This window comes from Rhizobium sp. NFR12 (assembly GCF_900108545.1).
Classification (GTDB): Bacteria; Pseudomonadota; Alphaproteobacteria; order Rhizobiales; family Rhizobiaceae; genus Neorhizobium; species Neorhizobium soli.
In genome coordinates, this window is record NZ_FNWM01000001.1 from 195048 (window position 1) to 221095 (window position 26048).

21 protein-coding genes are annotated in these 26048 nt (G+C 61.2%); 17 read left to right on the forward strand and 4 right to left on the reverse strand.

Features of this window, described 5'->3' with window-relative positions:
* The first annotated feature begins 33 nt into the window (after positions 1-33).
* The 6 genes from sucC (at position 34) to lpdA (ending at position 8582) form a co-directional block, all read left to right on the forward strand.
* Positions 34-1227, forward strand: a complete 1194-nt coding sequence (gene sucC / locus BLW69_RS00930; RefSeq protein ID WP_062581685.1) for an ADP-forming succinate--CoA ligase subunit beta — start codon at positions 34-36, stop codon at positions 1225-1227.
* A 15-nt stretch (positions 1228-1242) separates the two neighbouring features.
* Positions 1243-2145 (forward strand): succinate--CoA ligase subunit alpha, encoded by a 903-nt coding sequence (gene sucD / locus BLW69_RS00935; RefSeq protein ID WP_062581687.1) that lies wholly within the window; start codon positions 1243-1245, stop codon positions 2143-2145.
* Positions 2146-2403: 258 nt separating this feature from the next.
* The gene (locus BLW69_RS00940; protein WP_092659324.1) at positions 2404-5403 is read left to right on the forward strand and encodes a 2-oxoglutarate dehydrogenase E1 component; all 3000 of its coding nucleotides are present in this window, start codon (positions 2404-2406) and stop codon (positions 5401-5403) included.
* Positions 5404-5464: 61 nt separating this feature from the next.
* On the forward strand, positions 5465-6715 hold the full coding sequence (gene odhB, locus BLW69_RS00945; protein WP_092659326.1) for a 2-oxoglutarate dehydrogenase complex dihydrolipoyllysine-residue succinyltransferase: 1251 nt from the start codon (positions 5465-5467) through the stop codon (positions 6713-6715).
* 15 nt (positions 6716-6730) lie between these two features.
* Positions 6731-7144 carry an MAPEG family protein gene (locus tag BLW69_RS00950; protein WP_062462506.1) on the forward strand — a complete coding sequence of 138 codons (414 nt, stop codon included), beginning with the start codon at positions 6731-6733 and terminating at the stop codon, positions 7142-7144.
* A gap of 31 nt (positions 7145-7175) precedes the next feature.
* A complete protein-coding gene (lpdA, locus tag BLW69_RS00955) occupies positions 7176-8582 on the forward strand; it encodes a dihydrolipoyl dehydrogenase (RefSeq protein ID WP_092659328.1) in 1407 nt (468 codons plus the stop codon).
* A gap of 91 nt (positions 8583-8673) precedes the next feature.
* Here the strand turns inward: lpdA and BLW69_RS00960 are convergent, their stop codons facing one another.
* Positions 8674-9744, reverse strand: a complete 1071-nt coding sequence (locus tag BLW69_RS00960; RefSeq protein ID WP_092659330.1) for a TraB/GumN family protein — start codon at positions 9742-9744, stop codon at positions 8674-8676.
* 78 nt (positions 9745-9822) lie between these two features.
* Positions 9823-10758, reverse strand: a complete 936-nt coding sequence (locus tag BLW69_RS00965; RefSeq protein WP_062581699.1) for a tyrosine recombinase XerC — start codon at positions 10756-10758, stop codon at positions 9823-9825.
* A gap of 139 nt (positions 10759-10897) precedes the next feature.
* Between BLW69_RS00965 and BLW69_RS00970 the strand changes: the two genes are divergently transcribed.
* A complete protein-coding gene (locus BLW69_RS00970) occupies positions 10898-11842 on the forward strand; it encodes a GNAT family N-acetyltransferase (protein ID WP_092659332.1) in 945 nt (314 codons plus the stop codon).
* Here the strand turns inward: BLW69_RS00970 and BLW69_RS00975 are convergent.
* Complete coding sequence (locus tag BLW69_RS00975; protein WP_092659334.1) at positions 11798-12814, reverse strand: hypothetical protein; 1017 nt, start codon at positions 12812-12814, stop codon at positions 11798-11800. The two genes, BLW69_RS00970 and BLW69_RS00975, sit on opposite strands and share 45 nt — an antisense overlap.
* A gap of 148 nt (positions 12815-12962) precedes the next feature.
* Here BLW69_RS00975 and BLW69_RS00980 point away from each other — a divergent pair, with 148 nt between their 5' ends.
* The 7 genes from BLW69_RS00980 (at position 12963) to BLW69_RS01010 (ending at position 20842) form a co-directional block, all read left to right on the forward strand.
* The gene (locus tag BLW69_RS00980) at positions 12963-15182 is read left to right on the forward strand and encodes a primosomal protein N' (protein ID WP_092659336.1); all 2220 of its coding nucleotides are present in this window, start codon (positions 12963-12965) and stop codon (positions 15180-15182) included.
* Between the two features lie 66 nt (positions 15183-15248).
* Positions 15249-15632, forward strand: a complete 384-nt coding sequence (locus BLW69_RS00985) for an AGROH133_08824 family phage infection protein (RefSeq protein ID WP_062462528.1) — start codon at positions 15249-15251, stop codon at positions 15630-15632.
* Positions 15633-15893: 261 nt separating this feature from the next.
* Positions 15894-16460, forward strand: a complete 567-nt coding sequence (locus BLW69_RS00990) for a F0F1 ATP synthase subunit delta (protein WP_062581709.1) — start codon at positions 15894-15896, stop codon at positions 16458-16460.
* Positions 16460-17989 (forward strand): F0F1 ATP synthase subunit alpha, encoded by a 1530-nt coding sequence (gene atpA, locus BLW69_RS00995; protein WP_062462534.1) that lies wholly within the window; start codon positions 16460-16462, stop codon positions 17987-17989. The genes BLW69_RS00990 and atpA overlap by 1 nt, the downstream gene beginning before the upstream one ends.
* Before the next feature lie 29 nt (positions 17990-18018).
* Entirely contained in the window at positions 18019-18906 is an 888-nt protein-coding gene (locus BLW69_RS01000) for a F0F1 ATP synthase subunit gamma (protein ID WP_062581712.1), read from the forward strand.
* A gap of 23 nt (positions 18907-18929) precedes the next feature.
* Entirely contained in the window at positions 18930-20360 is a 1431-nt protein-coding gene (gene atpD / locus BLW69_RS01005; RefSeq protein ID WP_062581713.1) for a F0F1 ATP synthase subunit beta, read from the forward strand.
* A 74-nt stretch (positions 20361-20434) separates the two neighbouring features.
* The gene (locus BLW69_RS01010) at positions 20435-20842 is read left to right on the forward strand and encodes a F0F1 ATP synthase subunit epsilon (protein ID WP_092659338.1); all 408 of its coding nucleotides are present in this window, start codon (positions 20435-20437) and stop codon (positions 20840-20842) included.
* Between the two features lie 73 nt (positions 20843-20915).
* Here the strand turns inward: BLW69_RS01010 and BLW69_RS01015 are convergent, their stop codons facing one another.
* The gene (locus tag BLW69_RS01015; RefSeq protein ID WP_092659340.1) at positions 20916-21812 is read right to left on the reverse strand and encodes a LysR substrate-binding domain-containing protein; all 897 of its coding nucleotides are present in this window, start codon (positions 21810-21812) and stop codon (positions 20916-20918) included.
* A gap of 111 nt (positions 21813-21923) precedes the next feature.
* On the opposite strand from BLW69_RS01015, the gene BLW69_RS01020 reads away from it, so the two are divergent.
* From BLW69_RS01020 to BLW69_RS01030, 3 genes are all read left to right on the forward strand, one after another.
* On the forward strand, positions 21924-23069 hold the full coding sequence (locus BLW69_RS01020; protein ID WP_092660940.1) for an iron-containing alcohol dehydrogenase: 1146 nt from the start codon (positions 21924-21926) through the stop codon (positions 23067-23069).
* 16 nt (positions 23070-23085) lie between these two features.
* A complete protein-coding gene (locus BLW69_RS01025; protein ID WP_092659342.1) occupies positions 23086-24585 on the forward strand; it encodes an aldehyde dehydrogenase family protein in 1500 nt (499 codons plus the stop codon).
* A 210-nt stretch (positions 24586-24795) separates the two neighbouring features.
* Positions 24796-25920 (forward strand): mandelate racemase/muconate lactonizing enzyme family protein, encoded by a 1125-nt coding sequence (locus BLW69_RS01030; protein WP_092659344.1) that lies wholly within the window; start codon positions 24796-24798, stop codon positions 25918-25920.
* The last annotated feature ends 128 nt before the right edge of the window (positions 25921-26048 follow it).

Sequence of the window (26048 nt, forward strand, 5' to 3'; positions counted from 1 at the left end):
CGCCTTCGGGCGCACGGATTTAAGGATACGTCGATGAACATTCATGAATATCAGGCCAAGGCCCTCCTGAAGGGTTATGGCGCACCGGTTGCGGAAGGTGTTGCAATCTTCTCCGCAGAAGAAGCCGAAGCTGCTGCAAAGCAGCTGCCGGGTCCGCTTTACGTGGTCAAGAGCCAGATCCACGCAGGTGGCCGCGGCAAGGGCAAGTTCAAGGAACTCGGACCGGAAGCCAAGGGCGGCGTTCGCCTGGCTTTCTCGATCGATGAAGCTAAGAGCCATGCCAAGGAAATGTTCGGCAACACGCTGGTAACCGCGCAGACCGGTGATGCCGGCAAGCAGGTCAACCGCCTCTACATCGAAGACGGTGCCGACATTGCCCGCGAACTCTATTGCTCGCTGCTCGTCGACCGTTCGGTCGGTCGCGTTGCCTTCGTCGTTTCGACCGAAGGCGGCATGGACATCGAAGCTGTCGCTCACGACACGCCCGAGAAGATCCACACGATCGCGATCGATCCGGAAGCCGGCGTGACTGAAGCAGACATCGCTGCGATCTCTTCGGCGCTTGAACTGTCGGGTGCTGCTGCGGAAGATGCAAAGTCGCTGTTCCCGCTGCTCTACAAGGCCTTCAACGAGAAGGACATGGCGCTCCTCGAGATCAACCCGCTGATCGTCATGAAGGACGATCATCTGCGCGTTCTCGATGCCAAGATGTCGTTCGACGGCAACGCGATCTTCCGCCATGACGACGTCAAGGCGCTGCGCGACGAGTCGGAAGAAGACGCCAAGGAAATCGAAGCGTCCAAGTGGGACCTCGCTTACGTGGCGCTCGACGGCAACATCGGCTGCATGGTCAACGGTGCCGGTCTCGCGATGGCGACGATGGACATCATCAAGCTGTACGGCAAAGAGCCTGCAAACTTCTGCGACGTTGGCGGTGGCGCCGGCAAGGAGAAGGTCGCGGCTGCCTTCAAGATCATCACGGCTGACCCGAAGGTCGAGGGCATCCTCGTCAACATCTTCGGCGGCATCATGAAGTGCGACGTCATCGCCGAAGGCGTTGTCGCAGCGGTTCAGGAAGTCGGCCTCAAAGTTCCGCTCGTCGTGCGCCTCGAAGGCACCAATGTCGAGCTGGGCAAGAAGATCCTCAACGAATCGGGTCTTGCGATCACGGCTGCTGACGATCTCGACGACGCTGCCAAGAAGATCGTCGCGGCGATCAAAGCCTAATTTGGGGACCTGATAATGTCTATTCTCGTTAACAAGAATACCAAGGTCCTGGTTCAGGGCCTGACCGGCAAGACCGGCACGTTCCACACCGAACAGGCGCTTGCTTACTACGGCACGCAGATGGTCGGCGGTATCCATCCGAAGAAGGGTGGCGAAACCTGGACCGGTTCGAAGGGCGAAAGCCTGCCGATCTATGCGACTGTCGCCGAAGCCAAGGAAAAGACCGGCGCCGATGCGTCCGTGATCTACGTTCCGCCGGCCGGTGCAGCTGACGCGATCATCGAGGCGATCGAAGCCGAGATCCCGTTCATCACCTGTATCACCGAAGGCATTCCGGTCATGGACATGGTTCGCGTCAAGGCCCGCCTCGACCGTTCCAGCTCGCGCCTGCTCGGCCCGAACTGCCCGGGCGTACTGACGCCGGAAGAATGCAAGATCGGCATCATGCCGGGCTCGATCTTCCGCAAGGGTTCGGTCGGTATCGTGTCGCGCTCCGGCACGCTTACTTACGAAGCCGTATTCCAGACATCCAACGAAGGCCTCGGCCAGACGACGGCTGTCGGCATCGGCGGCGACCCGGTCAAGGGCACCGAGTTCATCGACATTCTGGAAATGTTCCTCGCGGACGAAGCCACGCAGTCGATCATCATGATCGGCGAAATCGGCGGCTCGGCTGAAGAAGAAGCGGCACAGTTCCTCATCGACGAAGCCAAGAAGGGCCGCAAGAAGCCGATGGCAGGCTTCATCGCCGGCCGGACCGCTCCGAAGGGCCGCACCATGGGCCATGCCGGCGCTGTCGTTTCCGGCGGCAAGGGCGATGCGGAATCCAAGATCGCTGCCATGGAAGCAGCGGGCATCAAGGTTTCGCCTTCGCCAGCACGTCTCGGCACGACGCTGGTTGAAGTCCTCAAGGGCTAACGCCACATAAAGGTCACCCATCGCCGATAGATAGACGGCGATGGACCAGACATCAAATGACCCGCGGGTTGCTGCATGCGACCTGCGGGTAAGTCGCTCAAGGGTAGGTCTACCCGAGGTAGGTCTACCCGAGGTAGGTCTACTAAAGAGCGGCGCCGCTCGCAGCGGTATCGAGCCATACGTCAGAGAATGCGGTTTCCGGTCAATTCATCCGGTGCCGATCAGGTCAGGAGGCGGGCGCGGCGCCCGCGGGAAGCAATGGCACGGCAAGAAGCCAACGAACAGTTCCTCATCACGTCTTTCCTCGATGGTGCGAACGCTGCCTATATCGAGCAGCTCTATGGGCGCTACGAAAGTGATCCAACGTCGCTTTCCGAGGAATGGCAGGCCTTCTTCAAGGCGCTGGCAGACAGCCCCGAAGATGTCAGGAAGGCCGCGCAGGGCGCCTCCTGGAAACGTTCGAACTGGCCGATCCCCGCCAATGGCGATCTGATCTCGGCACTCGACGGCAACTGGCCGATCGTCGAAAAGGCGATCAAGACCAAGGTCAAGGCGAAGGCGGAAGCATCCGCTGCAGTGACCGGCCAGCCGGTGCAGCAGACCGACGTTCTGCAGGCGACCCGCGACAGCGTTCGCGCCATCATGATGATCCGCGCCTACCGCATGCGCGGCCACCTTCATGCCAAGCTCGATCCGCTCGGGATCGCGAGCCCGGTCGACGATTACAACGAGCTGTCGCCGAAGTCCTACGGCTTCGAAGAGAGCGATTACGATCGCAAGATCTTCATCGACAACGTTCTCGGCCTTGAATACGCGTCCGTTCGCGAAATGATCGAGATCCTCGAGCGCACCTATTGCTCGACCATCGGCGTCGAATTCATGCACATGTCCAACCCCGAGGAAAAGGGCTGGATCCAGGAGCGTATCGAAGGTCCCGCCAAGGGCGTCACGTTCACGCCTGAAGGCAAGAAGGCAATCCTTTCGAAGCTGGTCGAAGCCGAAGGCTACGAGCAGTTCCTCGACGTGCGCTTCAAGGGCACCAAGCGTTTCGGCCTGGATGGCGGTGAATCGCTTATCCCGGCGTTGGAGCAGATCATCAAGCGCGGCGGTCAGGAAGGCCTCGAGGAAGTCATCCTCGGCATGGCCCACCGCGGTCGTCTGAACGTCTTGACCAACGTCCTCGGCAAGCCGCATCGCGCCGTGTTCCACGAGTTCAAGGGCGGTTCGTTCAAGCCCGACGAAGTCGAGGGTTCGGGCGACGTGAAATACCATCTGGGTGCTTCGTCGGACCGTGAATTTGACGGCAACAAGGTTCACCTGTCGCTGACCGCCAACCCGTCTCACCTGGAAATCGTCAACCCTGTCGTCATGGGCAAGGCCCGCGCCAAGCAGGACATGTTGACCAAGGTCTGGGACAAGGACAACATCATTCCGCTGTCCGAGCGCGCCAAGGTTCTGCCGCTGCTGCTGCACGGCGATGCGGCCTTTGCCGGCCAGGGCGTCACTGCCGAAATCCTCGGCCTGTCGGGTCTGCGCGGCCACCGCGTGGCCGGCACGATGCATGTCATCATCAACAACCAGATCGGCTTTACCACCAACCCTGGATTCTCGCGTTCGTCGCCTTATCCGTCGGACGTTGCCAAGATGATCGAGGCACCGATCTTCCACGTCAACGGCGACGATCCGGAAGCGGTCGTCTACGCGGCCAAGATCGCCATCGAATACCGGATGAAGTTCCACAAGCCGGTCGTGGTCGACATGTTCTGCTACCGCCGGTTCGGCCATAACGAAGGCGACGAGCCTGCGTTCACGCAGCCGAAGATGTACAAGGTCATCCGCGCGCACAAGGCCGTGGCGGAGATCTATGCCGAACGTCTGATCGGCGAAGGTGTCATCACCGAAGGCGAATTCGAGAAGATGAAGGCCGACTGGCGCGCCAATCTCGAAACAGAGTTCGAGGCCGGCCAGAGCTACAAGCCGAACAAGGCCGACTGGCTTGACGGCCAGTGGTCCGGCCTGCGTTCCGCCGACAATGCCGACGAGCAGCGTCGTGGCAAGACCGCGATGCCGATCAAGGATCTGAGAGAGATCGGTCGCAAGCTTTCGACCATTCCGGAAGGTTTTAACGCCCACCGCACGATCAAGCGTTTCATGGATAACCGTGCGCAGATGATCGAGACCGGTGAAGGCATCGACTGGGCAATGGCGGAAGCGCTGGCGTTCGGTTCGCTGACCGTCGAAGGCACCAAGATCCGTCTTTCGGGTCAGGATTGCGAACGCGGCACGTTCTCGCAGCGTCACTCGGTTCTCTACGATCAGGAAACCGAAGAGCGCTACATCCCGCTTTCCAACCTGCAGGCTGGCCAGGGCAAGTACGAAGTCATCAACTCGATGCTGTCGGAAGAGGCCGTGCTCGGGTTCGAATATGGCTACTCGCTGGCGCGTCCAAACGCGCTGACGCTATGGGAAGCCCAGTTCGGCGACTTCGCCAACGGTGCGCAGGTCGTGTTCGACCAGTTCATCTCGTCGGGCGAACGCAAGTGGTTGCGCATGTCCGGTCTCGTCTGCCTTCTGCCGCATGGCTATGAAGGGCAGGGCCCGGAGCACTCCTCCGCCCGCCTGGAACGCTGGCTCCAGATGTGCGCCGAAGACAACATGCAGGTCGCAAACGTCACGACGCCGTCCAACTACTTCCACATCCTGCGCCGTCAGGTGAAGCGCGACTTCCGCAAGCCGCTGATCCTGATGACGCCGAAGTCGCTGCTGCGCCACAAGCGCGCGACCTCGACGCTGGCGGAAATGGCGGGCGAAAGCTCGTTCCACCGTCTGCTGTGGGACGACGCGGAGATGATTAAGGACGGTCCGATCAAGCTGCAGAAGGATGCGAAGATCCGTCGCGTCGTGATGTGCTCGGGCAAGGTCTATTACGATCTGCTGGAAGAGCGCGAAAAGCGCGGCATCGACGACATCTACCTGCTGCGCATCGAACAGCTCTATCCGTTCCCGGCCAAGGCGCTCATCAACGAGCTCAGCCGCTTCCGCAATGCGGAAATGGTCTGGTGCCAGGAAGAGCCGAAGAACATGGGGTCGTGGTCGTTCATCGATCCGTATCTGGAATGGGTTCTGGCGCATATCGATGCCAAGTATCAGCGCGTCCGTTACACGGGCCGTCCGGCAGCAGCATCGCCTGCAACCGGCCTGATGTCCAAGCATCTGGCACAGCTGGAAGCCTTCCTCGAAGACGCTCTCGGCGGCTGATTTTTCAGCCGTCTCCACCAATTGCTCCGAAACGATATCTGACAAACACGGAAAATAGATCATGGCCACCGAAATCCGCGTCCCTACCCTCGGCGAGTCCGTCAGCGAGGCAACCGTCGGCACCTGGTTCAAGAAGGTCGGCGACACGGTCAAGGCCGATGAGCCGCTGGTCGAACTGGAAACCGACAAGGTTACCGTCGAAGTCCCAGCTCCAGCATCCGGCGTTCTGACAGAGATCGTCGCCCAGAACGGCGAGACCGTCGGCCTCGACGCGCTGCTCGGCCAGATCTCGGCTGGCGGTGCTGCTGCCGGCACTGCAGCTCCTGCTGCACAGCCGGCCGAAGCTGCTCCGGCGAAGGCTGCCGAACCCGCAGCTGCTGCCCCGGCACCTGCTGCAGCGCCTGCCGGCGGATCGTCCATGCCGCCAGCACCGGCTGCCGCCAAGGTTGCTGCCGACAACAACATCTCCACTTCGGATGTCGACGGTTCCGGCAAGCGCGGTCAGGTGCTGAAGGGCGATGTGATCGCTGCCATTTCCAAGGGCCCGGCGGCTCCTGCCGCACCGGCTTCGGTTCCGGCTGCTCCCCGCCCGGTCTCGTCGGCTGACGATGCATCGCGCGAAGAGCGCGTGAAGATGACGCGTCTGCGCCAGACCATCGCCAAGCGCCTCAAGGATGCCCAGAACACCGCCGCCATGCTCACCACCTATAACGAGGTGGACATGAAGGCCGTGATGGATCTTCGCAACCGCTACAAGGACGTGTTCGAGAAGAAGCACGGCGTGAAGCTGGGCTTCATGGGCTTCTTCACCAAGGCGGTCACGCACGCGCTGAAGGAACTGCCGGCCGTCAACGCCGAGATCGACGGCACTGACCTCATCTACAAGAACTACTGCCACGTCGGCATGGCCGTCGGTACCGACAAGGGCCTCGTCGTTCCTGTCATCCGCGATGCCGACCAGCGCTCGATCGCCGGCGTCGAAAAGGAACTCGGTCGTCTCGCCAAGGCTGCCCGCGACGGTACGCTGTCGATGGCAGACATGCAGGGCGGCACGTTCACCATCACCAATGGTGGCGTCTACGGTTCGCTGATGTCGTCGCCGATCCTCAACGCGCCGCAGTCGGGTATCCTCGGCATGCACAAGATCCAGGAGCGTCCGGTCGCGATCGGCGGTCAGGTCGTGATCCGTCCGATGATGTATCTGGCACTGTCCTACGATCACCGCATCGTCGATGGCAAGGAAGCGGTCACCTTCCTCGTTCGCGTCAAGGAAAGCCTGGAAGATCCGGAACGTCTGGTTCTTGATCTGTAATTTGCGGAGAGCAAAATGGACGCCGCTTCAGCCAATGCGACCTATCTCTTGGTACTTCTGTGCCTGAGTGTCGTCCTGCTTCTCGTGCATATTCTGCTGCAGGGGAATTTCGCCACCAAGGATCGCGGCACGGCATGGAATGCCGGTCCGCGGGACGGCGACAACGAACCCAAGAGCGTGATGGCCGGTCGTGCGGCCCGCGCTTCGCGAAACTACCAGGAAACCTATCCCGCCTTTATCGGCCTTCTGCTGGCGATGATCCTTACCGGGGATTCGTCGGGCTTTGGCCTGTTCGGAGCTGCGGTCTGGCTGGTGGCGCGGATCGTCTACATTCCACTTTATCTCAAGGGCATTCCGTATGTCCGCTCGCTTGTATGGCTGGTCAGCCTCGTCGGCCTCGCGCTGATGATGATCGCACTGTTCGTGTGACCGCCTCCTGCTCAATCAAAAGGATAGTCTGATGGCTTATGATGTTGTCGTAATCGGATCCGGCCCGGGCGGCTATGTCTGCGCAATCAAGGCGGCCCAGCTCGGCCTCAAGGTCGCTGTCGTCGAAAAGCGTTCCACCTACGGCGGTACCTGCCTCAACATCGGCTGCATTCCCTCCAAGGCGCTGCTGCATGCTTCGGAAATGTTTGCGCATGTGGCGCATGGCGTGGAAGAACTGGGCGTCGAGGTTCCGGCACCGACGCTGAACCTTTCGAAGATGATGGCCCACAAGGATGCGACGGTAAAGTCGAACACCGATGGCGTCGCCTTCCTGTTCAAGAAGAACAAGATTGACGGTTTCATCGGCACCGGCAAGATCGTTTCGGCCGGCAAGGTTTCGGTCACCGGTGAAGACGGCAAGGTGCAGGAAATCGAGACGAAGAACATCGTCATCGCCACCGGCTCCGACATCGCTGGAATTCCGGGCGTCAATGTCGACATCGACGAGAAGGTCATCGTCTCTTCGACGGGCGGTCTCACGCTAGACAAGGTCCCGGCCAACATGATCGTCGTCGGCGGCGGTGTGATCGGCATGGAACTCGGTTCGGTCTGGTCGCGTCTCGGCGCGAAGGTCACCGTGATCGAGTATCTCGACAAGCTGCTCGGCTCGATGGACGCGGACGTTTCCAAGCAGTTCCAGCGCATGATGGCCAAGCAGGGCATGGACATCCGTACCGAAGCCAAGGTTACCGGCGTCGAGAAGACTGAAACCGGCGCCAAGGTCACCTATGAGCCGGTCAAGGGTGGCGATGCCGTCAGCCTCGAAGCCGATGTCGTGCTGATCTCCACCGGCCGCAAGCCATACACAGCAGGCCTTGGCCTCGAAGAAGCAGGCGTTGCGCTCGACAATCGCGGTCGCGTCGAAATCGACGGCGGCTACAAGACCAATGTCGCCGGCATCTACGCGATCGGCGACGTGGTGAAGGGCCCGATGCTGGCTCACAAGGCCGAAGACGAGGGCGTCGCTCTCGCAGAAATCCTGTCCGGCCAGCACGGACACGTGAACTACGACGTCATTCCGTCTGTGGTCTACACCCAGCCGGAAGTGGCATCGGTCGGCCGCACGGAAGAAGAGCTGAAGGCCGCAGGCATCGCCTACAAGGTCGGCAAGTTCCCGTTCACGGCGAACGGTCGCGCCCGCGCGATGCTCGCCACCGACGGCTTCGTCAAGATCCTCGCCGACAAGGAAACCGATCGTGTTCTCGGCGGCCATATCGTCAGCTTCGGCGCCGGCGACATGATCCACGAGATTGCCGTGCTGATGGAATTCAGCGGTTCGTCCGAAGATCTCGGCCGCACCTGCCACGCTCACCCGACCCTGTCGGAAGCCGTGAAGGAAGCCGCACTCGCGACCTTTGCCAAGCCGATCCATATGTGATCGGCAACAATATCGCATCGGAAAACCGGCCCCGTAACAGGGCCGGTTTTTTTGTGTCCGGTTGACGGGCGTACGTCCCTCGCCAGAGGGCTCAGTTCACAGCGGTGACTGTGAAACCCTGTTTGCGCAAGAGCTCGACCAGGCCGTCATCGCCCGGCAGGTGCAGTGCGCCGACGGCGATGAAGGCGCCGCCTTCTGAGAGGATGGGTGCCGCGCGTTCGGCCATCAGCAGGTTGCGCTTGCGCACCACCAGTTCCTCGAATTCGGCATAACCGCTTTCATCATCCTCGCCCTCGGGCACGACGGTCTTGAGGAAGGGGATGGTCATGCCTACGTCGCCGGAGAGATAAAGGCCGGTCATCGTCTCGAACACGTCGTCCAGCTTGGGACCGAGTTTGATCGCTTCGATCAGCGATTTCATGTGGATATCGACCGGAATGGCAGCCAACGTCGAAAGCTGCTCGGCAAAGGTTTCGAGCCCCTTCACCGACTTGCCGGCTTTCGCCGCATCCAGCGCCAGCTGCTTGTCTAGGAAAGGGGTGTTCTGGGTCTTGCGGGCCATCTCGCAGGCGGACATCGAGACCAGACCCATCAGCAGCCAGGGCTTCATGCGTGAGACGGCAGCGAGCGGCACGCCGCGCTGTTTCAGGGCATCGGTGAGAAGTGCGAGATCGTCCTTCGTCAGCAGGCTCTCGATCGAGCTGCCATCGGTAAACATGGTCAGCTCAGGCTTGGACAGCATGCCCGCCATCGCCTTCTGCTCGTCGAGCACTTCGTCCGATTCGACGACGATGGTCTTTGCTTCCTTGCGCGCGGCATCGGCGCCCTCAGGCATTTTCAGAACGCGTGGATCGGTCACATGCATGGTGCCGAGAAGGTAGGACGCGGGGAGGCCGGCTTTCTCGATTTTCCAGAAGATGCCGCGGCCGTTGGGGATTTTTTCGCCCTCTGCGACAACCTGCCGATAGGCGGCCGGATCGTTGGCCTTCATCTCCGCGATCAGGTCCCGCCCGGTGCAGGCCGGCGTCTCCGCGCGGGCGGCAAGCGAGGTGATCACGAGGCAGACCGAGGCCAGCAGCAGAACGTGCAGGGCGGCAAGCAACCAAAGCGCAGCCGTCTGAGCGCGTTGAAGGATTGTGCCGGCGAAAATGCTGCGGATCATGTCATCAGTTCCAATTGTTGGGCTCACCCTAGCGGGACTGCTCGAACAGCGGCTTAACCGATGTGGTTAAGGATGGGTTCATGCCCTTGGATGGGCGCGGTCGTAGACTTCGAGCAGTCTCGACGTATCGACGCCCGTATAGACCTGCGTGGTGGAAAGGCTGGCATGTCCCAGCAGTTCCTGGATCGTGCGCAGATCGCCGCCTCCGGCCAGAAGATGGGTCGCGAAGGAATGGCGCAGCGCATGCGGGGTGGCGCTGTCGGGCAGGTTGAACGCGCTTCTGAGCTTCTGCATCTCGCGCTGGATGATCGCCGGCTGCAGAGTCTTGCCGCGCGCACCACGGAACATCGGGGCATCGGCGGACAGATGGTAGGGGCAGAGTTTCCTATAGGTTTCGACAGCTTCGAGAATGACGGGAAGCAGCGGCACGATCCGCGTCTTGCCGCCTTTGCCAAGAATGCGAAGCGAGGTGGCGCCTGCATCGATATCGGCGGGCGTCAGGCCAAGCGCTTCCGAAATGCGAAGTCCGCAGCCATAGAGCAGCGTCAGGATGGCCGCGTCGCGTGCCGCGATCCACGGCTCCTCGTGCAGTTGCGCCTCTGAGGTAACGATGTTGAGGGCTTGGGCGTCGGTCAGCGGCTTCGGCAGCGATTTCGGTTGACGCGGGGCACGGATAGCGCCGGCGGCTGCCGCATTCACCAGTCCCTTGCGCTCCAGGTACCGCAGGAACGAGCGCAGCCCCGCGAGATGACGGCCGAGAGAACGCGCACCGGAGCCTTCGCGCCGCCGTGCTGCCAGAAAACTTCTCAAGTCTGCCGGACGCAGCGTATGGATATCCGAAATCGTCGGCGGTCCGGCGAGGTGCGTGGTCAGAAAAGTCAGGAATTGCCGGGTGTCGCGCTCATAGGCGTCAAGCGTGTTGGGCGACAGCCGGCGCTCGCCACTCAGGCTTTCCAGCCATTCGCGGCGCCTCTCGAGAAGATCGGGGGCGGCGATAATGAGCAGTTCGTTCATGAGGGCGACGTTGATTTCCGTGGCATGCCGCCCCAGATTGCACCCAGCATCGTTACGGAATCCCTAAAGGCGCGGTAACCCTGCCACCGTAATATCACGCGGGCACTGCTCAAGTGCAGGCCCGCTTCAAGGAGTTTGCATGGACCGCCGTGATTCCATGACGAGCTTCGGCCAGTTCGCCGAAGCCATCGCACGCGTATCTCAAGGGCGTCCGGGCCACATCGTCGATACGCTGATCGCCGAGCGGGGCAAGCGGATCGTCGGCAGTCCGTTCTGGCCGGTCATGCGTCCGTTTCTCTACACGCTGCTGCGCTACGGCCGGGCGATCGAGTTCGCCGACGACATTGCGCCGAAATCCGGTTACCAGTGTTTCGAATATTTGAGCGACCATCTGAAGCTGAAGCTTTCGGTCAAAAACGAGGAGCGGATCCCCGACAAGGGAGGTTTCATCCTCGTCAGCAACCATCCGACCGGGATTGCCGACGGCGTCGCCGTGTTCGACCTGTTGAAATCGCGCCGACCGGACCTGATGGTGTTTGCCAACCGCGATGCGGTGCGGGTCAATCCGCGTTTTGCCGAAATGATCATTCCCGTCGAATGGCGCGACGATCACAAGAGCAAGCTCAAGACCCGCGAGACGCTGGTTCTCACCAACAAGGCGGTTGAGGAGGGCAAGGTCATGATCCTGTTCCCCTCCGGCCGCATCGCCTATTGGGAGAATGGCCGGCTGAACGAGCGTCCGTGGAAGACCTCGGCCGTCGGACTTGCCCGCAAATACAATCTGCCGATCCTGCCGACCCACATGACGGCGCGCAATTCCGGGCTGTTCTACTGGCTTGCCAAATGGTCGACCGAGCTGCGCGACATGACGGTGTTCCATGAGCTCCTCAACAAGAAGGGCAACCAGTTCGATTTCACCATCGGACACATGATCCAACCGGACCAGCTGGAAGGTGACGTCGTCGAGGTCACCAAGGCGCTGGAGCGGCATACGGTGTTCGGACTTGCCGCCGACGGCGATGCGCAGTTTGCGCCACAATCAGTAGTCCTCGAGGAAGCGCTCCAGGCCCCGGTTCAGGCGTAGATACTGCTGGCGATCGAGCTCTTTGATTGCCCGCTCTTCGGTCGCAGACACTGCCGATGTCGCAGACACTGCCGATGTCGCAGGCTGTTGCCTCGGCCGCGCGGGCGCCGTCGGCGTCATCTTCTGCGGCTTCGGTTTTTGTCTCAATTTCTCTTTCTCTTCCGTCAGCGTCGGCATGGAGAGTGCAAACAGCAGCCGGTGCTTGTGGATGCGCGACGCGGAATTCGTCATGCCGAGGCTCGATATCGTGACACCTGAGGTCACCGGGTTGAGCTCGATCTTCGGATCGATATTTCCCTTCAGCGTGGTCGTGAATTCCAGCGTATCAGCCATGGTGATCACGTCGGTGCCGCTCGGGGCTTTGAGATTGCCTTTCTCGTTGAGCCACACGAATGTCTCGAGCGTTTCCTTCAAGCCGATCCGTCCGACGATCGGGTAGATGAGGTTGCCGCCTCTCGCTTTCGGGGCACAGTATAGGTCGTTAACCTCAGTCGCCAGCTTCGCGAATTCATCCGTGACGCGAAAGCTGCGGTTGTTCTGGCGGGACAGATCGACGCTGCTGCCCAGTCCGAGACTGCGGGTGCCGTTCGAGAACGGGTTGAGCAGGCCCAACGAAAACCCGTGGCTGTCCATTTCCGTCATGTTGAGCTGAAAGTCGTACGCGATGAACGACTTGGCATAGCGGTCGAAATAGAGACTGATGTCCGGGCTGTAGCGGCGTGTGAAAGCATCGGCATAGGTTACCGTCCCGGCTAGAAGCTCTGCGGAGAGCTGCTTCTCCGCCGGGGATCCGTATTCGCGCAGTAGCTCCGTGGCGATCTCGCGGATGGCATCGCGCGCCTCGCAGCGCACCTTGGCGACAATCTGGTAGGTCGTATCCGGCTTGGAGAAATCCTCTGGCAGAGGATGAATATTGCAGCCGGCCAGCAGAATAGCAGGCACGACAAGCGTCGTCATCGACTTGCAGAACATCCGTAGCCCCCACTCCGGTTAGGACTCTACCTATAGTTAATTTTTATTTACGATACAACCTAAATTTCACGCCGCGATGTGTGTCGTCAACGGCGGGGAGCGCCAAACAGCGGTTCCCTTTCGTTCCGGTTTTGGGCATGGTCCCGCCATGGACACAGATTCGTCCGACCTGTTCGGTCCGCTCCTCGATAAGCCCGTCGCGGCCGTCGTGCCGGTCCTGGTGCCACTGCCGGTGCCGGGCCCGTATAGCTATGCCGTGCCGGAGGGACTGGTCGTGGTGCCCGGTTCGGTCGTGCAGGTGCCGGTCGGTCCGCGCCAGATGATCGGCGTCGTGTGGGATGGCGCAGACGACAGCACGCTCGACCCGAAGAAGCTGCGTCCGATCACGCTCGCCTTCGATTGCCCGCCGCTTTCCAAGGAGATGCGCGATTTCGTCGACTGGGTCTCGGCCTACACGCTGTCGCCGCCGGGTTTCGTGGCCCGCATGGCGATCAGGGCTCCGGCAGCGCTCGATCCAGAGCCGATGGTCGAGGGTCTGCGCTTTATCGGCGGCGAGCCGGCTCGACTGACGCCGGCCAGAACCCGCGTGCTCGACCTTGCGAAAGAGCAGGAAGCGCCCTGGACCCGCAGCGGCCTTGCGCATGCGGCCGGCGTGTCCCTGAGCGTCGTCGACGGATTGATCAAGCAGGGTGTCTTCGACACGATCTTCCTGCCGCCGCCGCCGGTCGTGGCACGGCCTGACCCCGATTACACGGCACCCCGTATCGAGGGACCTCAGAAGGGTGCGGCCGAAGAGATCGTCGCATCTGTCCGCGCCGGCGGGTTTGCCGCCTCGCTGATCGATGGCGTCACGGGGTCCGGCAAGACGGAAGTCTATTTCGAGGCGATCGCCCAGGCGCTCCGACAAGACAAGCAGGTTCTGATCCTGTTGCCGGAAATCGCACTCACCTCGAGCTTTCTCGATCGGTTCGAGCAGCGGTTCGGGGCAAAGCCTGCCGAATGGCATTCGGATCTTTCCCCCCGTATCCGTGAGAAAGTCTGGCGCGGCGTCGTGACGGGAGAGGTGAGGGTGGTCGCCGGTGCCCGTTCGGCCCTGTTCCTGCCGTTCGAGGATCTCGGGCTGATCGTCATCGACGAAGAACACGACCCTGCCTACAAGCAGGAGGACCGCGTCTTCTACAATGCCCGCGACATGGCGGTGGTGCGGGCCCGCATCGGCGATTTTCCGATCGTGCTGGTGTCGGCGACGCCTTCCGTGGAAAGCCAGGTCAACGGGTTGTCGGGGCGCTATACCACGGTCCATCTGCCGACCCGCTTTGGCGACGCAGCACTGCCGGACCTGCATCTGGTCGACATGCGCCGCCATCCGCCGGAACGCGGTGGGTTCCTCTCGCCCATTCTCCTGCGCGGCATGAAGAAGGCGCTGGAGCGTGGCGAGCAGTCGCTGCTGTTCCTCAACCGTCGCGGCTATGCGCCGCTGACGCTCTGCCGGGTCTGTGGCCACCGCTTCCAGTGCCCGCAATGTTCAAGCTGGCTGGTGGAGCATCGCTTCAGAAACCAGATCCAGTGCCATCAATGCGGCTATCACGAACATACGCCGGAAGCCTGCCCGGAATGCGGGACGTTCGACCACCTCGTCGCCTGCGGGCCGGGCGTGGAGCGTATCGCGGAAGAGGTGGAGAAGCATTTTCCGGAAGCGCGCACGATCGTCATGTCGTCGGACCTGCTCGGCGGCGTCAAGCGACTGCGGATGGAGCTCGATGCGATCGCCAAGGGCGATGTGGATATAGTGATCGGCACGCAGCTGGTGGCGAAGGGCCACAACTTTCCGCTGATGACGCTGGTCGGCATCGTCGATGCAGATCTCGGCCTGTCGAACGGCGACCCGCGGGCCGCCGAGAGGACGTTCCAGTTGCTCAGCCAGGTAACGGGCCGCGCCGGGCGAACAGGGTTGAAGAGCCATGGCCTGATCCAGACGTTCCAGCCGCAGCATCCCGTCATGCAGGCAATCGTCTCAGGCGATGCGGGCGCGTTCTACGAGCGTGAGATCGCAGAGCGCGAAAAGGCGATCCTGCCGCCGTTCGGGCGGCTTGCGTCGCTGATCGTCTCGGCCGATACGCGCGCCGATGCGGAAACCCATGCACGGGGATTGCGCGCGGCCGCACCAAGGGTGACCGGGATTTCCGTGCTTGGTCCAGCTGAAGCGCCGCTCGCGCTGGTACGCGGCCGCCATCGATTCCGGCTTTTGGTGCACGGACGGCGCAATTCCGACATGCAGGCTTTTCTGAAGGCGATGATGTCTGCCGGCCCGAAGGTCCGTGGTACGGTGCAGATCCAGCTCGATATCGATCCGCAGAGTTTTCTCTGATCCTATCTTTGCGAGTTGTTTACCGCTTTCGATAAAATCGCCGCACAAGAACGATTCGAGGATTCCATGGAACTCTATTTCCCCACCGAGACCGGCGAGCAGCTGGCGTTTGTCTGCGCTGCCGCGACGGCTCTCATCGGGCTCCTCATCCTCCTGTTTCCCGGCCCCTGCCTGCGGCTTTCGGCGTTCCGTGTCGGCGATGTCCGGCCGGAGGGTTACGGATCGGTGCGGGCCGCCGGCGCTCAGTATGTCGGCCTCGGCGTCGTGCCGATCATCTTTGCCCAGGACTGGTTCTATATGGTGCTCGGCATCGTGCTCGGTCTGGGGGCATTCGGAAGGCTGGTCTCGTTTGCTTTCGATCGTGGCGCAACTGTGAAAAACACGCTGATTTTCCTACTACAAGTTGTCCTTTCAGCCGGCCCGCTCGCCTATGTCTTCGGCTATCTCTGAGCTTTCCAATCAAGAGTGTTCATCTCAGACGCGGTCAATTCCAGCGGTGTCCGACATAAAAACGACTCAAGCTCTAGTCCCAGGGGCGTTTTCCCGCCTCTCCCGTGTTGCGAGTCCCTACATCCTATGCTAGACGGACCGCGAAAGTCGGAAAGGGTGGGGTGGAGGCCCCGCTGGTTCTGATTAAAAATCAAATATTTTCAAGGTCTTGCTGATCCTCTAAAAAAGGGCGCAGCGCTTGGATGGCAATTCAGGGAAACTGTGCCCGTGGCTGACACGTCCCCGCTTATTTCCGGTGTCGCAGAGCGTTACGCTTCTTCGCTTTTTGAGCTCGCGCTCGAAACCGGTTCCATCGATAAAGTCAGCGCCGATCTCGATCGGTTTCAGGCGTTGCTGGATGAGAGCGAAGACCTTCGGCGTCTGGTTGCAAGCCCGGTGTTTTCCGCCCACGATCAGCAGAACGCGGTGACAGCCGTTGCCGAAAAGGCTGGCATCACCGGTGCCGTTCTCAACTTCATCAAGGTCGTTGCCGGCAACCGCCGTCTGTTTGCTCTGCCGGGCATGATCCGTAGCTTCCGTCAAATCGCTGCCGAGCATCGTGGCGAGGTTACCGCAGAGGTAACGTCTGCCCACGCGCTCACCCCAGCGCAGGAAACTGAACTTAAGTCGGCGCTGAAGGGCGTCACCGGCAAGGATGTGACAATCGCCGTTACGATCGATCCGTCGATCCTCGGTGGCCTGATCGTCAAGGTCGGGTCGCGTCAGATCGATACGTCCCTTCGCACCAAACTTTCCACCCTTAAGCTTGCATTGAAAGAGGTCGGCTGATGGATATCCGTGCAGCGGAAATTTCCGCAATTCTCAAGGACCAGATCAAGAACTTCGGCCAGGAAGCCGAAGTCTCTGAAGTCGGCCAGGTTCTGTCCGTCGGTGACGGTATCGCTCGCGTTTACGGCCTCGACAATGTCCAGGCTGGTGAAATGGTCGAGTTCCCGGGCGGTGTCCGCGGTATGGCGCTGAACCTCGAATCCGACAATGTCGGCGTGGTTATCTTCGGCTCCGACCGTAACATCAAGGAAGGCGACACCGTCAAGCGGACCGGCGCCATCGTTGACGTTCCTGTCGGTCCGGAACTGCTCGGCCGCGTCGTTGACGCGCTCGGCAACCCGATCGACGGCAAGGGCCCGATCAACGCGACCCGCCGTTCGCGCGTCGACGTCAAGGCTCCAGGCATCATTCCACGCAAGTCGGTTCATGAGCCGATGTCGACCGGCCTCAAGGCCATCGATGCTCTGATCCCGGTTGGCCGCGGCCAGCGCGAGCTCGTCATCGGCGACCGTCAGACCGGCAAGACCGCGATCATTCTCGACGCGTTCCTGAACCAGAAGGCGATCCACGAGACCGGCCCGGAAAACGACAAGCTGTTCTGCGTGTACGTGGCCATCGGCCAGAAGCGCTCGACGGTTGCCCAGTTCGTCAAGGTTCTCGAAGAACGCGGCGCACTGCCTTACTCGATTATCGTTGCTGCGACCGCATCCGACGCTGCTCCGATGCAGTATCTAGCTCCGTTCGCCGGTTGCGCGATGGGCGAGTACTTCCGCGACAACGGTCAGCACGCGCTGATCGCTTATGACGACCTTTCCAAGCAGGCCGTCGCTTATCGTCAGATGTCCCTTCTGCTACGTCGTCCTCCGGGCCGCGAAGCTTACCCGGGCGACGTCTTTTACCTGCATTCGCGTCTTCTTGAGCGCGCTGCGAAGCTCTCCGACGAGCGTGGCTCCGGTTCGCTGACGGCTCTGCCTGTCATCGAAACCCAGGGTAACGACGTTTCGGCGTTTATTCCGACCAACGTGATCTCGATCACCGATGGCCAGATCTTCCTTGAAACCGACCTGTTCTACCAGGGTATCCGTCCGGCCGTTAACGTCGGTCTGTCGGTGTCCCGCGTTGGCTCGGCCGCGCAGATCAAGGCGATGAAGCAGGTTGCCGGCTCGATCAAGGGCGAGCTTGCCCAGTATCGTGAAATGGCTGCGTTCGCGCAGTTCGGTTCCGACCTCGACGCCTCGACTCAGCGCCTGCTTAACCGCGGTGCACGCCTGACCGAACTTCTGAAGCAGCCGCAGTTCTCGCCGCTGAAGACCGAAGAACAGGTTGCGGTGATCTTTGCAGGCGTCAACGGCTACCTCGACAAGATCGCGGTTTCCGATGTCGGCAAGTTCGAGCAGGGTCTGCTTTCCTACCTTCGTTCCGAAGGCAAGGCGGTTCTCGAAACGATCCGCAGCGAGAAGCAGGTTTCCGACGACACGAAGGCAAAGCTCAAGGCAGCTCTCGACAGCTTCGCCAAGTCTTTCGCCTAAAACGGATCTAGATCGAGGACCGATAACGGATGCCTTCACTTAAGGATCTGAAAAACCGGATCGCCTCCGTCAAGGCGACGCAGAAGATCACCAGGGCGATGAAAATGGTCGCCGCTGCGAAACTGCGCCGTGCACAGGAGGCGGCCGAGGCTGCCCGTCCTTATGCGGAGCGTATGACCAAGGTATTGGCCAGCCTGACGGCTGCCAATGCCGGCAATGCCGAAGCACCGCTTCTCTTGTCCGGGACTGGCAAGGATCAGGTTCATCTCCTGATCGTTGCGACGGGCGAGCGCGGTCTGGCGGGGGGCTTCAACTCCTCGATCGTCCGTCTGGCACGCGAGCATGCGCTGAAGCTGATTGCACAGGGCAAGACGGTCAAGATCCTGACCGTCGGCCGCAAGGGCAACGACGTGCTTCGCCGTACGTTCAAGGACAACATCGTCCACTACGTGACCTTCCGCGAAGTCAAGCAGCTTGGTTTCGTCCAGGCCGACGAAGTGGCCCACAAGGTGCTCGAGCTGTTCAACGCTGGCGAATTCGACGTTGCGACGCTGTTTTTCGCGCGCTTCCAGTCGGTTATCGCACAGGTGGCAACTGCCCAGCAGATCATCCCCGCAAAGTTCGACGTTCGGGATGCAGCACAGCCGGATGCCGGTTCTGCCGCACTTTACGAATACGAGCCGAGCGAACAGGAAATCCTGGAAGACCTGCTGCCGAAGAACATCGCAGTGCAGATCTTCCGTGCACTTCTTGAAAACAACGCTTCCTTCTATGGCGCGCAGATGTCTGCAATGGACAACGCGACGCGCAATGCCGGTGACATGATCAACAAGCTGACGCTCTCCTACAACCGTCAGCGCCAGGCACAGATCACCAAGGAACTCATCGAAATCATTTCGGGCGCGGAAGCGCTCTGAGGTAAAGAAAGAGGGTAATAATCATGGCTACCGCAACGGGCACGTCCCTCGGCAAAGTGACCCAGGTTATCGGCGCTGTCGTCGACGTGGCGTTCGACGGCGAACTGCCGGCGATCCTCAACGCGCTTGAAACAGAGAACAACGGCAACCGCCTCGTTCTTGAAGTCGCGCAGCATCTTGGTGAAAACCAGGTTCGCACCATCGCCATGGACTCGACCGAAGGTCTGGTTCGCGGTCAGCGCGTTACCGATACCGGCGCTCCGATCACCGTTCCGGTTGGTCCTGAGACGCTCGGCCGCATCATGAACGTCATCGGCGAGCCGGTCGACGAAGCTGGTCCGCTGATCACGTCGGGCAAGCGCTCGATCCACCAGGAAGCACCGTCCTACGTCGAGCAGTCGACCGAAGGCCAGATCCTGGTAACCGGCATCAAGGTCGTCGATCTGCTGGCTCCCTATTCCAAGGGCGGTAAGGTTGGCCTGTTCGGCGGCGCCGGCGTTGGCAAGACCGTTCTCATCATGGAACTGATCAACAACGTCGCCAAGGCGCACGGTGGTTACTCGGTATTTGCTGGCGTGGGTGAACGTACCCGCGAAGGCAACGACCTTTACCACGAAATGATCGAATCCGGCGTGAACAAGCACGGCGGCGGCGAAGGCTCGAAGGCAGCCCTCGTTTACGGCCAGATGAACGAACCGCCGGGTGCGCGCGCTCGCGTCGCTCTGACGGGTCTGACCATCGCTGAAGACTTCCGTGACAAGGGCCAGGACGTTCTGTTCTTCGTGGACAACATCTTCCGCTTTACCCAGGCAGGTTCCGAAGTGTCGGCTCTTCTCGGCCGTATTCCTTCGGCCGTTGGCTATCAGCCGACGCTCGCGACCGACATGGGTCAGATGCAGGAACGCATCACCACCACGACCAAGGGTTCGATCACCTCGGTTCAGGCCATCTACGTTCCCGCCGACGACTTGACCGACCCGGCTCCTGCAACTTCGTTCGCCCACTTGGATGCAACGACGGTTCTGTCGCGCTCGATCGCTGAAAAGGGTATCTACCCGGCTGTTGACCCGCTCGACTCGACCTCGCGCATGCTCGACCCGCTGGTTGTCGGCGAAGAGCACTACGAGATTGCTCGTAAGGTTCAGACGACGCTTCAGCGCTACAAGGCTCTGCAGGACATCATCGCCATCCTCGGCATGGACGAACTGTCCGAAGAGGACAAGATGACCGTTCAGCGCGCCCGCAAGATCGAGCGCTTCCTGTCGCAGCCATTCTTCGTCGCCGAAGTCTTCACCGGTGCGCCGGGCAAGCTGGTCGCTCTCGAAGACACGATCAAGGGCTTCAAGGGCCTCGTTGCCGGCGAATACGATCACCTGCCGGAAGCTGCCTTCTACATGGTCGGCTCGATCGAAGAAGCGATTGAAAAGGCCAAGAAGCTTTCCGAAGCTGCTTGATCCTATAAGACGGCGCGCGGGACATGATCCGGCGCGCCATTCCTGCTTGAAACACTCGAGGGAAGTGGACCTTGATGGCCGACGCTTTCAAATTTGAACTGGTATCGCCCGAGCGCCTGCTCGTGTCGGAGAATGTCTCCGAAGTGGTGATCCCGGCAACGCTTGGCGAAATGACGGTGCTTGCCAACCATGCGCCGACGATGACGACGATCAAGCCGGGCGTCGTGTCCGTGAAGCTTGCCTCGGGTCAGGTCACCAAATACGTCGTTTTCGGTGGTTTTGCCGATATCGTTCAGGACAGCTGCACGCTGCTCGCGGAATCCGCTGTGCCGGTGACCGAACTGAACCAGGACACGCTGCAGAAGCGCATCGAGGCAACCCAGGCTGCCATCGACAACTCCAACAGCGACGAGCACAAGACCAAGCTCGAACAGTTCCTGTCCGAACTGACGCATCTGAACGGCATCGTCGTTCCGGCCTGATTTTTCAGAGGTCGATATAATTTACGAAGGGCGGTCCATCGGGCCGCCTTTCGCGTTTTAGCGCTTTCGGTGCCTATGGGTTTCCGAGCAGGTGCTGGTGGAGACGTGCGGCGCCCGGGGTGAGCGAGCGGTAGCGCGGCATGCCGAGATAGTAGCCATAGCCCGTATCGAGCTGGGCGGTTCCGAGCTCCACCAGTGTTCCGGACGCAAGCTCCTCGGCAATCAATCCCATGCTGCCAAGCGTCACGCCCTCGCCGCGCAGGGCGGCATCGATGGCCAGCGAATAGGTCGAGAACGATAGCCGCGGCTTGATCGCAGCCTTCGGTGGCTTCGGCAACCGCGCGAACCATTGCCTGAGCGAGATCCAGTGGGCGTTGAAGCGCTCGTAATCGATCAGGTCCAACTGGGTCAAAGCGTCTGCCGTCAGCGAGGCTGCATCGAGCCCCCGTCTTTCCACGTAGGCGGGGGAGGCGACGGGCACGAGGCTTTCTCGGATCAACAAAGTGAGGTTCCACCGTGGGTGTTCGCCGGCGGCATAGAGGATGACGAGGTCGTTGGCTTCCGATGCCAGTTCCGACGGCACGTCGGTTGTTAGCAAACGGACGGAGACCGATGGGCTTTCATTGTCGAAATCCTTCAGGCGCTTGCCGAGCCACAGGTGCGAGACCGAGCTGCTGGCCGCAATCGAGATGGTTTCCCGGCCTCCACCCCGGAACGGCTCCAGACTTTCCTCCAGATATTCCAGCGTGGCGCGAATTCTCTGGGCAAGACGGTCTCCCTCCGGCGTCAGGCTGAGATTGCGTCCGCGGCGGGTGAAAAGTTTCGAGCCAAGCTGTTCTTCCAGGCCCTGAATGCGGCGGCTGACGGCGGCCTGCGTGATATGGAGCTCACGGCCGGCGCGGGAGAAATTCATGAACCGGCATGCGGCATCGAAGACACGGAAGGCTTCGAGCGGAATTCTGTCCAGCATTTCACCCTCCATGATCTCAAGTCATCAGTAAGCCCGAAAAACCGATGGATTTGAAGATGTGAAATTGTGATGCACACTCACGGCAAGCGATCCTGTCAGGGTGTTTCCGTCATGCAGTTCCAGACGTCATCAGTACCAGATATCCGTTTCGGCTCCGGCCTGTTTGGCGATCTCGGATCCGCGGCCAAAAGCTTCGAGAACGTGGCGATCGCGACCGTTGTCATGGACGGGTTCCTGGCCTCGACGGGTCTGGCTGCGACCCTTGCGAATGAGTTGGCGGCGGCGGGCATCGAGGTGCGGCTATACTCGGATTTCTCGGGCGAACCCAAACTCGCGCATCTTCGCGCCGCAAGCGAACTCGCCCGCGGTTCCGATCTCGTCATCGGTATCGGCGGCGGGTCGGCGCTGGATATCGCCAAGATCGCTGCCTGCTGCGCCGCGTCCGACGAGGATCCGATGCATTATGCACTGGCGGCCAATCCGCTTCCCCGCAACCCCCTGAAGAAGATCATGGTGCCGACGACGGCGGGCACCGGCTCGGAAACGTCTGCGACCAATATCTTCGCCGGGCCGGAAGGCAAGAAGCTGTGGATCTGGGGAGCGGAGACCAAGGCGGATCTCGTGATCCTCGACCCGGAGCTCACCATTTCGCTTCCGCCGCACCTCACGGCATGGTGCGGCCTTGATGCCTTTATTCACGCGTTCGAGGCGGCGACCAACCGCAACTCGCATGCCGGCGCGAAACTCTATGCCCATGAGGCCATGCGGCTGGTGGCAGGTTCGCTGGAAACGGCCGTCAAAGCTCCAGGCAATCTCGACGCCCGCGGCAAGGTGCTGCTCGGCTCCTGCTATGCCGGTATCGCGATCGACAACTGCGGCACGGCTGTCGCCCACAATATCAGTCATGCGCTGGCCGGGCTTGCGCCGGTTCATCACGGGCTTGCCACGGCGCTCGGCTTCGAGGCGACGCTTTCGTGGCTCTGCGATACGGACACGCCGGACTTGAATGACGCAGCCCATGTGCTGGGTCTTGCCGATGCGCAGGCGCTGCCCGGGTTCGTTACCGATCTCATGGATCGCTGCGGGGTACAGCGCGCGCTGCCGAGGGCATTCGACGCCTTTTCAGCGTCAGACCTCTCCTCCGAAATGCGGGCGCCAGAAAACCAGCCGATGCGCCGCTCGACCGTGCGCGAGGTATCCGACGCCGATATCGACGCCTTCGCGAACACGATCATGGCGCTGCCGAAGACGCTTTAGGAACAGGGACACTCCGATGACCACGACCTATACCCGCGATTACTGGGAAAGCGCGCTTTCCTCGCTCAAGCTCGAAGGCCGCCTTTTTATCGAGGGCGACTATCGCCCGGCGCTATCAGGCGAGACGTTTACCCGTCCGCGCCCGATGGACGGCAAGCCGGGCGTCGCACTCGCGCGTGGCGTCGGTGCGGATATCGATGCGGCTGTGGTGTCTGCCCGCGCTGCCTTCGAGAGTGGTGTCTGGCGCAGACGAGAGCCGCTTGAGAAAAAGAAGATCATGCTTCGATGGGCCGAACTGATCCGGGCCAACGCCGAAGAGCTTGCGATGCTGGAAACGCTCGATGTCGGCAAGCCGGTTCTGGCCTCGCTCAATGTCGATGTCCGCCTCTGCGCCGACGGCATCCAGTATTACGGCGAAATGATCGACAAGCAGTATGACGAGATTGCACCGACCGGGCCGAATGCCCGCGCACTGGTGCGAAAAGTGCCGCTCGGCGTGGTCGGGGTCATCACGCCCTGGAACTACCCGATGATCATCGATGCCTGGAAGCTCGGTCCCGCAATCGCGGCCGGCAATAGCGTCGTCCTCAAACCGGCCGAACAATCGTCTCTTTCGGCTCTCCGGCTTGCGGCACTGGCGGTGGAAGCCGGTCTTCCGGCCGGCGTGTTCAATGTCGTCACCGGCTACGGCGAAGAGGCGGGCAAGCCGCTGGCGCTGCATATGGATGTGGACATGATTGCCTTCACCGGTTCGACCGAAGTCGGCAAGCTGATCATGGGGTATGCAGCCCAATCCAACGTCAAGCGCGTGGCGCTTGAGCTCGGTGGCAAGTCGCCCATCGTCGTGTTCGAGGATGCTGACCTTGATGCCGCAGCATCTGCCGCCGCCTGGGGCTGCTTCTACAATGCCGGCGAAACCTGCCATGCCTCGACCCGCCTTCTGGTGCAGCGCTCGGTTCAGGAGAAGCTGATTGCCAAGATCGAGGCGGTGACGGCAAGCGACATCGCGCTCGCGCATCCGTTCGAGCCTTCCTCCCAGATCGGCGCCCTGATCGACGAAGCGCATATGGAAAAGGTGCTCGGCATGATCGCTGCCGGCGAGACGGAGGGTGCCAAACGTGTCTTCGGAGCCGAGCGGGTGCTTTCCGAAACGGGGGGCTTCTACATCTCGCCCGGCGTCTTTATCGACATGACCAACGACATGAGCCTGGCGCGGCAGGAAATATTCGGCCCGGTGCTTGCCGTCATCCCCTTCGATACGGAGGAGGAGGCGCTGCGGCTTGCCAATGATACGATCTATGGTCTGGCTGGCGCGGTGTTTACCAAAGACATGGACCGCGCCCACCGCGTTTCGGAAGCGATCCATGCGGGCACCGTGTGGATCAACACCTATGACATGGCGAATTTCTCGACGCCGTTCGGTGGGTTCAAGCAATCCGGTTTCGGACGCGACCGTTCGGTGCATGCGATCGACAAATACTGCGACTACAAGACCATCTGGCAGCAGTTCGGGTGAAAATCTCGCCTCCTGATGACGGGAGGCTGTTCATACATAGCAAAGGCCCCTCTGGCCTGCCGGCCATCTCCCCCACAAGGGGGGAGATACAGCGCGGCACTCGCTCACTTGGAATTGATCCTCGGGGGTGCCGCGGGGTTAAAGCCCTCCTTTTGTGGGGAGGGTGGGGAGGGGTCTTCGTCAGTCCGGCAACATCAGCGGAGGAAAGCCATGAGCCGTATCGCATCGATCGAGATCACCCATCATCGCCTGCCGCTCGATCCAGCCTTCAAGGCGAGCTGGGATGGCAGGCCGCGGCATCATTTCGACGCCACGATCGTGCGCGTCAGGGACGATGAGGGCCGGGAGGGGATCGGCTCGGGCGACCTGATGAAGGGTTTCGAGGGTCACGAGGACCTGTTCATCGGCCAGGACCCACGTCATCTGGAGCGGCACTACGAGGTGCTCTCACATATCAACTTTCACTATGGCCGCTGCTGGCCGCTGGATCTGGCGCTTTGGGATCTGTCGGGCAAGATCAATGGAGAGCCTGTCTGGCGGATGCTCGGAGGGCGGTCGGACAAGGTGCGCCTCTACGCATCCTCGGGCGTGCTGCGCGATCCACAGGCGATGGCGGATCAGGCGGAGCGTTACGTCGAGGAGGGGTTTCCGGCCATGAAGGTGCGCTTCTCGTCCTCTGCCGGCGGACGGTCGAGCTGGCGGGATGACATCAAGGCGCTGGGAGCGATCCGTGCCCGCGTCGGCGATCGCCTGGAACTGATGGTCGACTGCAATCAGGGCTGGCGCATGCCCTGGGATACGACACTGCCATGGACGTTCAAGGATGCACTTGCGGTTGCGAAGGAACTGGAAAGGCTCGACATCTACTGGATGGAAGAACCGCTGTTCCGGTCCGACCGCAAGGGCATGCGAGCGTTGAAGGAGGCGACGTCGGTGAGGATCGCGGGCGGCGAGATGACCCGCGAGCTCTCGGAATTCCGCGATATCATCGAGGAGCGTGCGCTTGACGTGATCCAGCCGGATGTTGCGCTGGTGGGCGGCATTACCGGTTGCCGGCGGCTCGTCTATCAGGCGCGGGAGGCGGGGGTGACGTTTACGCCGCACAGCTGGACCAACGGAATCGGCGTGCTCGCCAACGCGCATCTGACTGCCGGCGTGGGGGATGCGCCTTTCCTCGAATACCCTTACGACAATCCGGAATGGAGCGGGGCGCGGCGGGATTATCCGATGGCTTCGCCGCTGAAGCACAGTCACGGCTGGCTGGCACTCGGCGATGCACCGGGTCTCGGCATCGTGCTGGACGAGGATCGTCTCACGGCAACCCGGATCGCCTGATCCCAGGCCGTCTGCACCCTGAGTTCGCAGAGCCTGCGGTCTACCAGCGTCGACCAACGAAGAGGTGATTGACGACGCCGAAATCTCCTGCGCATTCGATTTCTTTTGCCGCTATAAGTTGCCGGCAG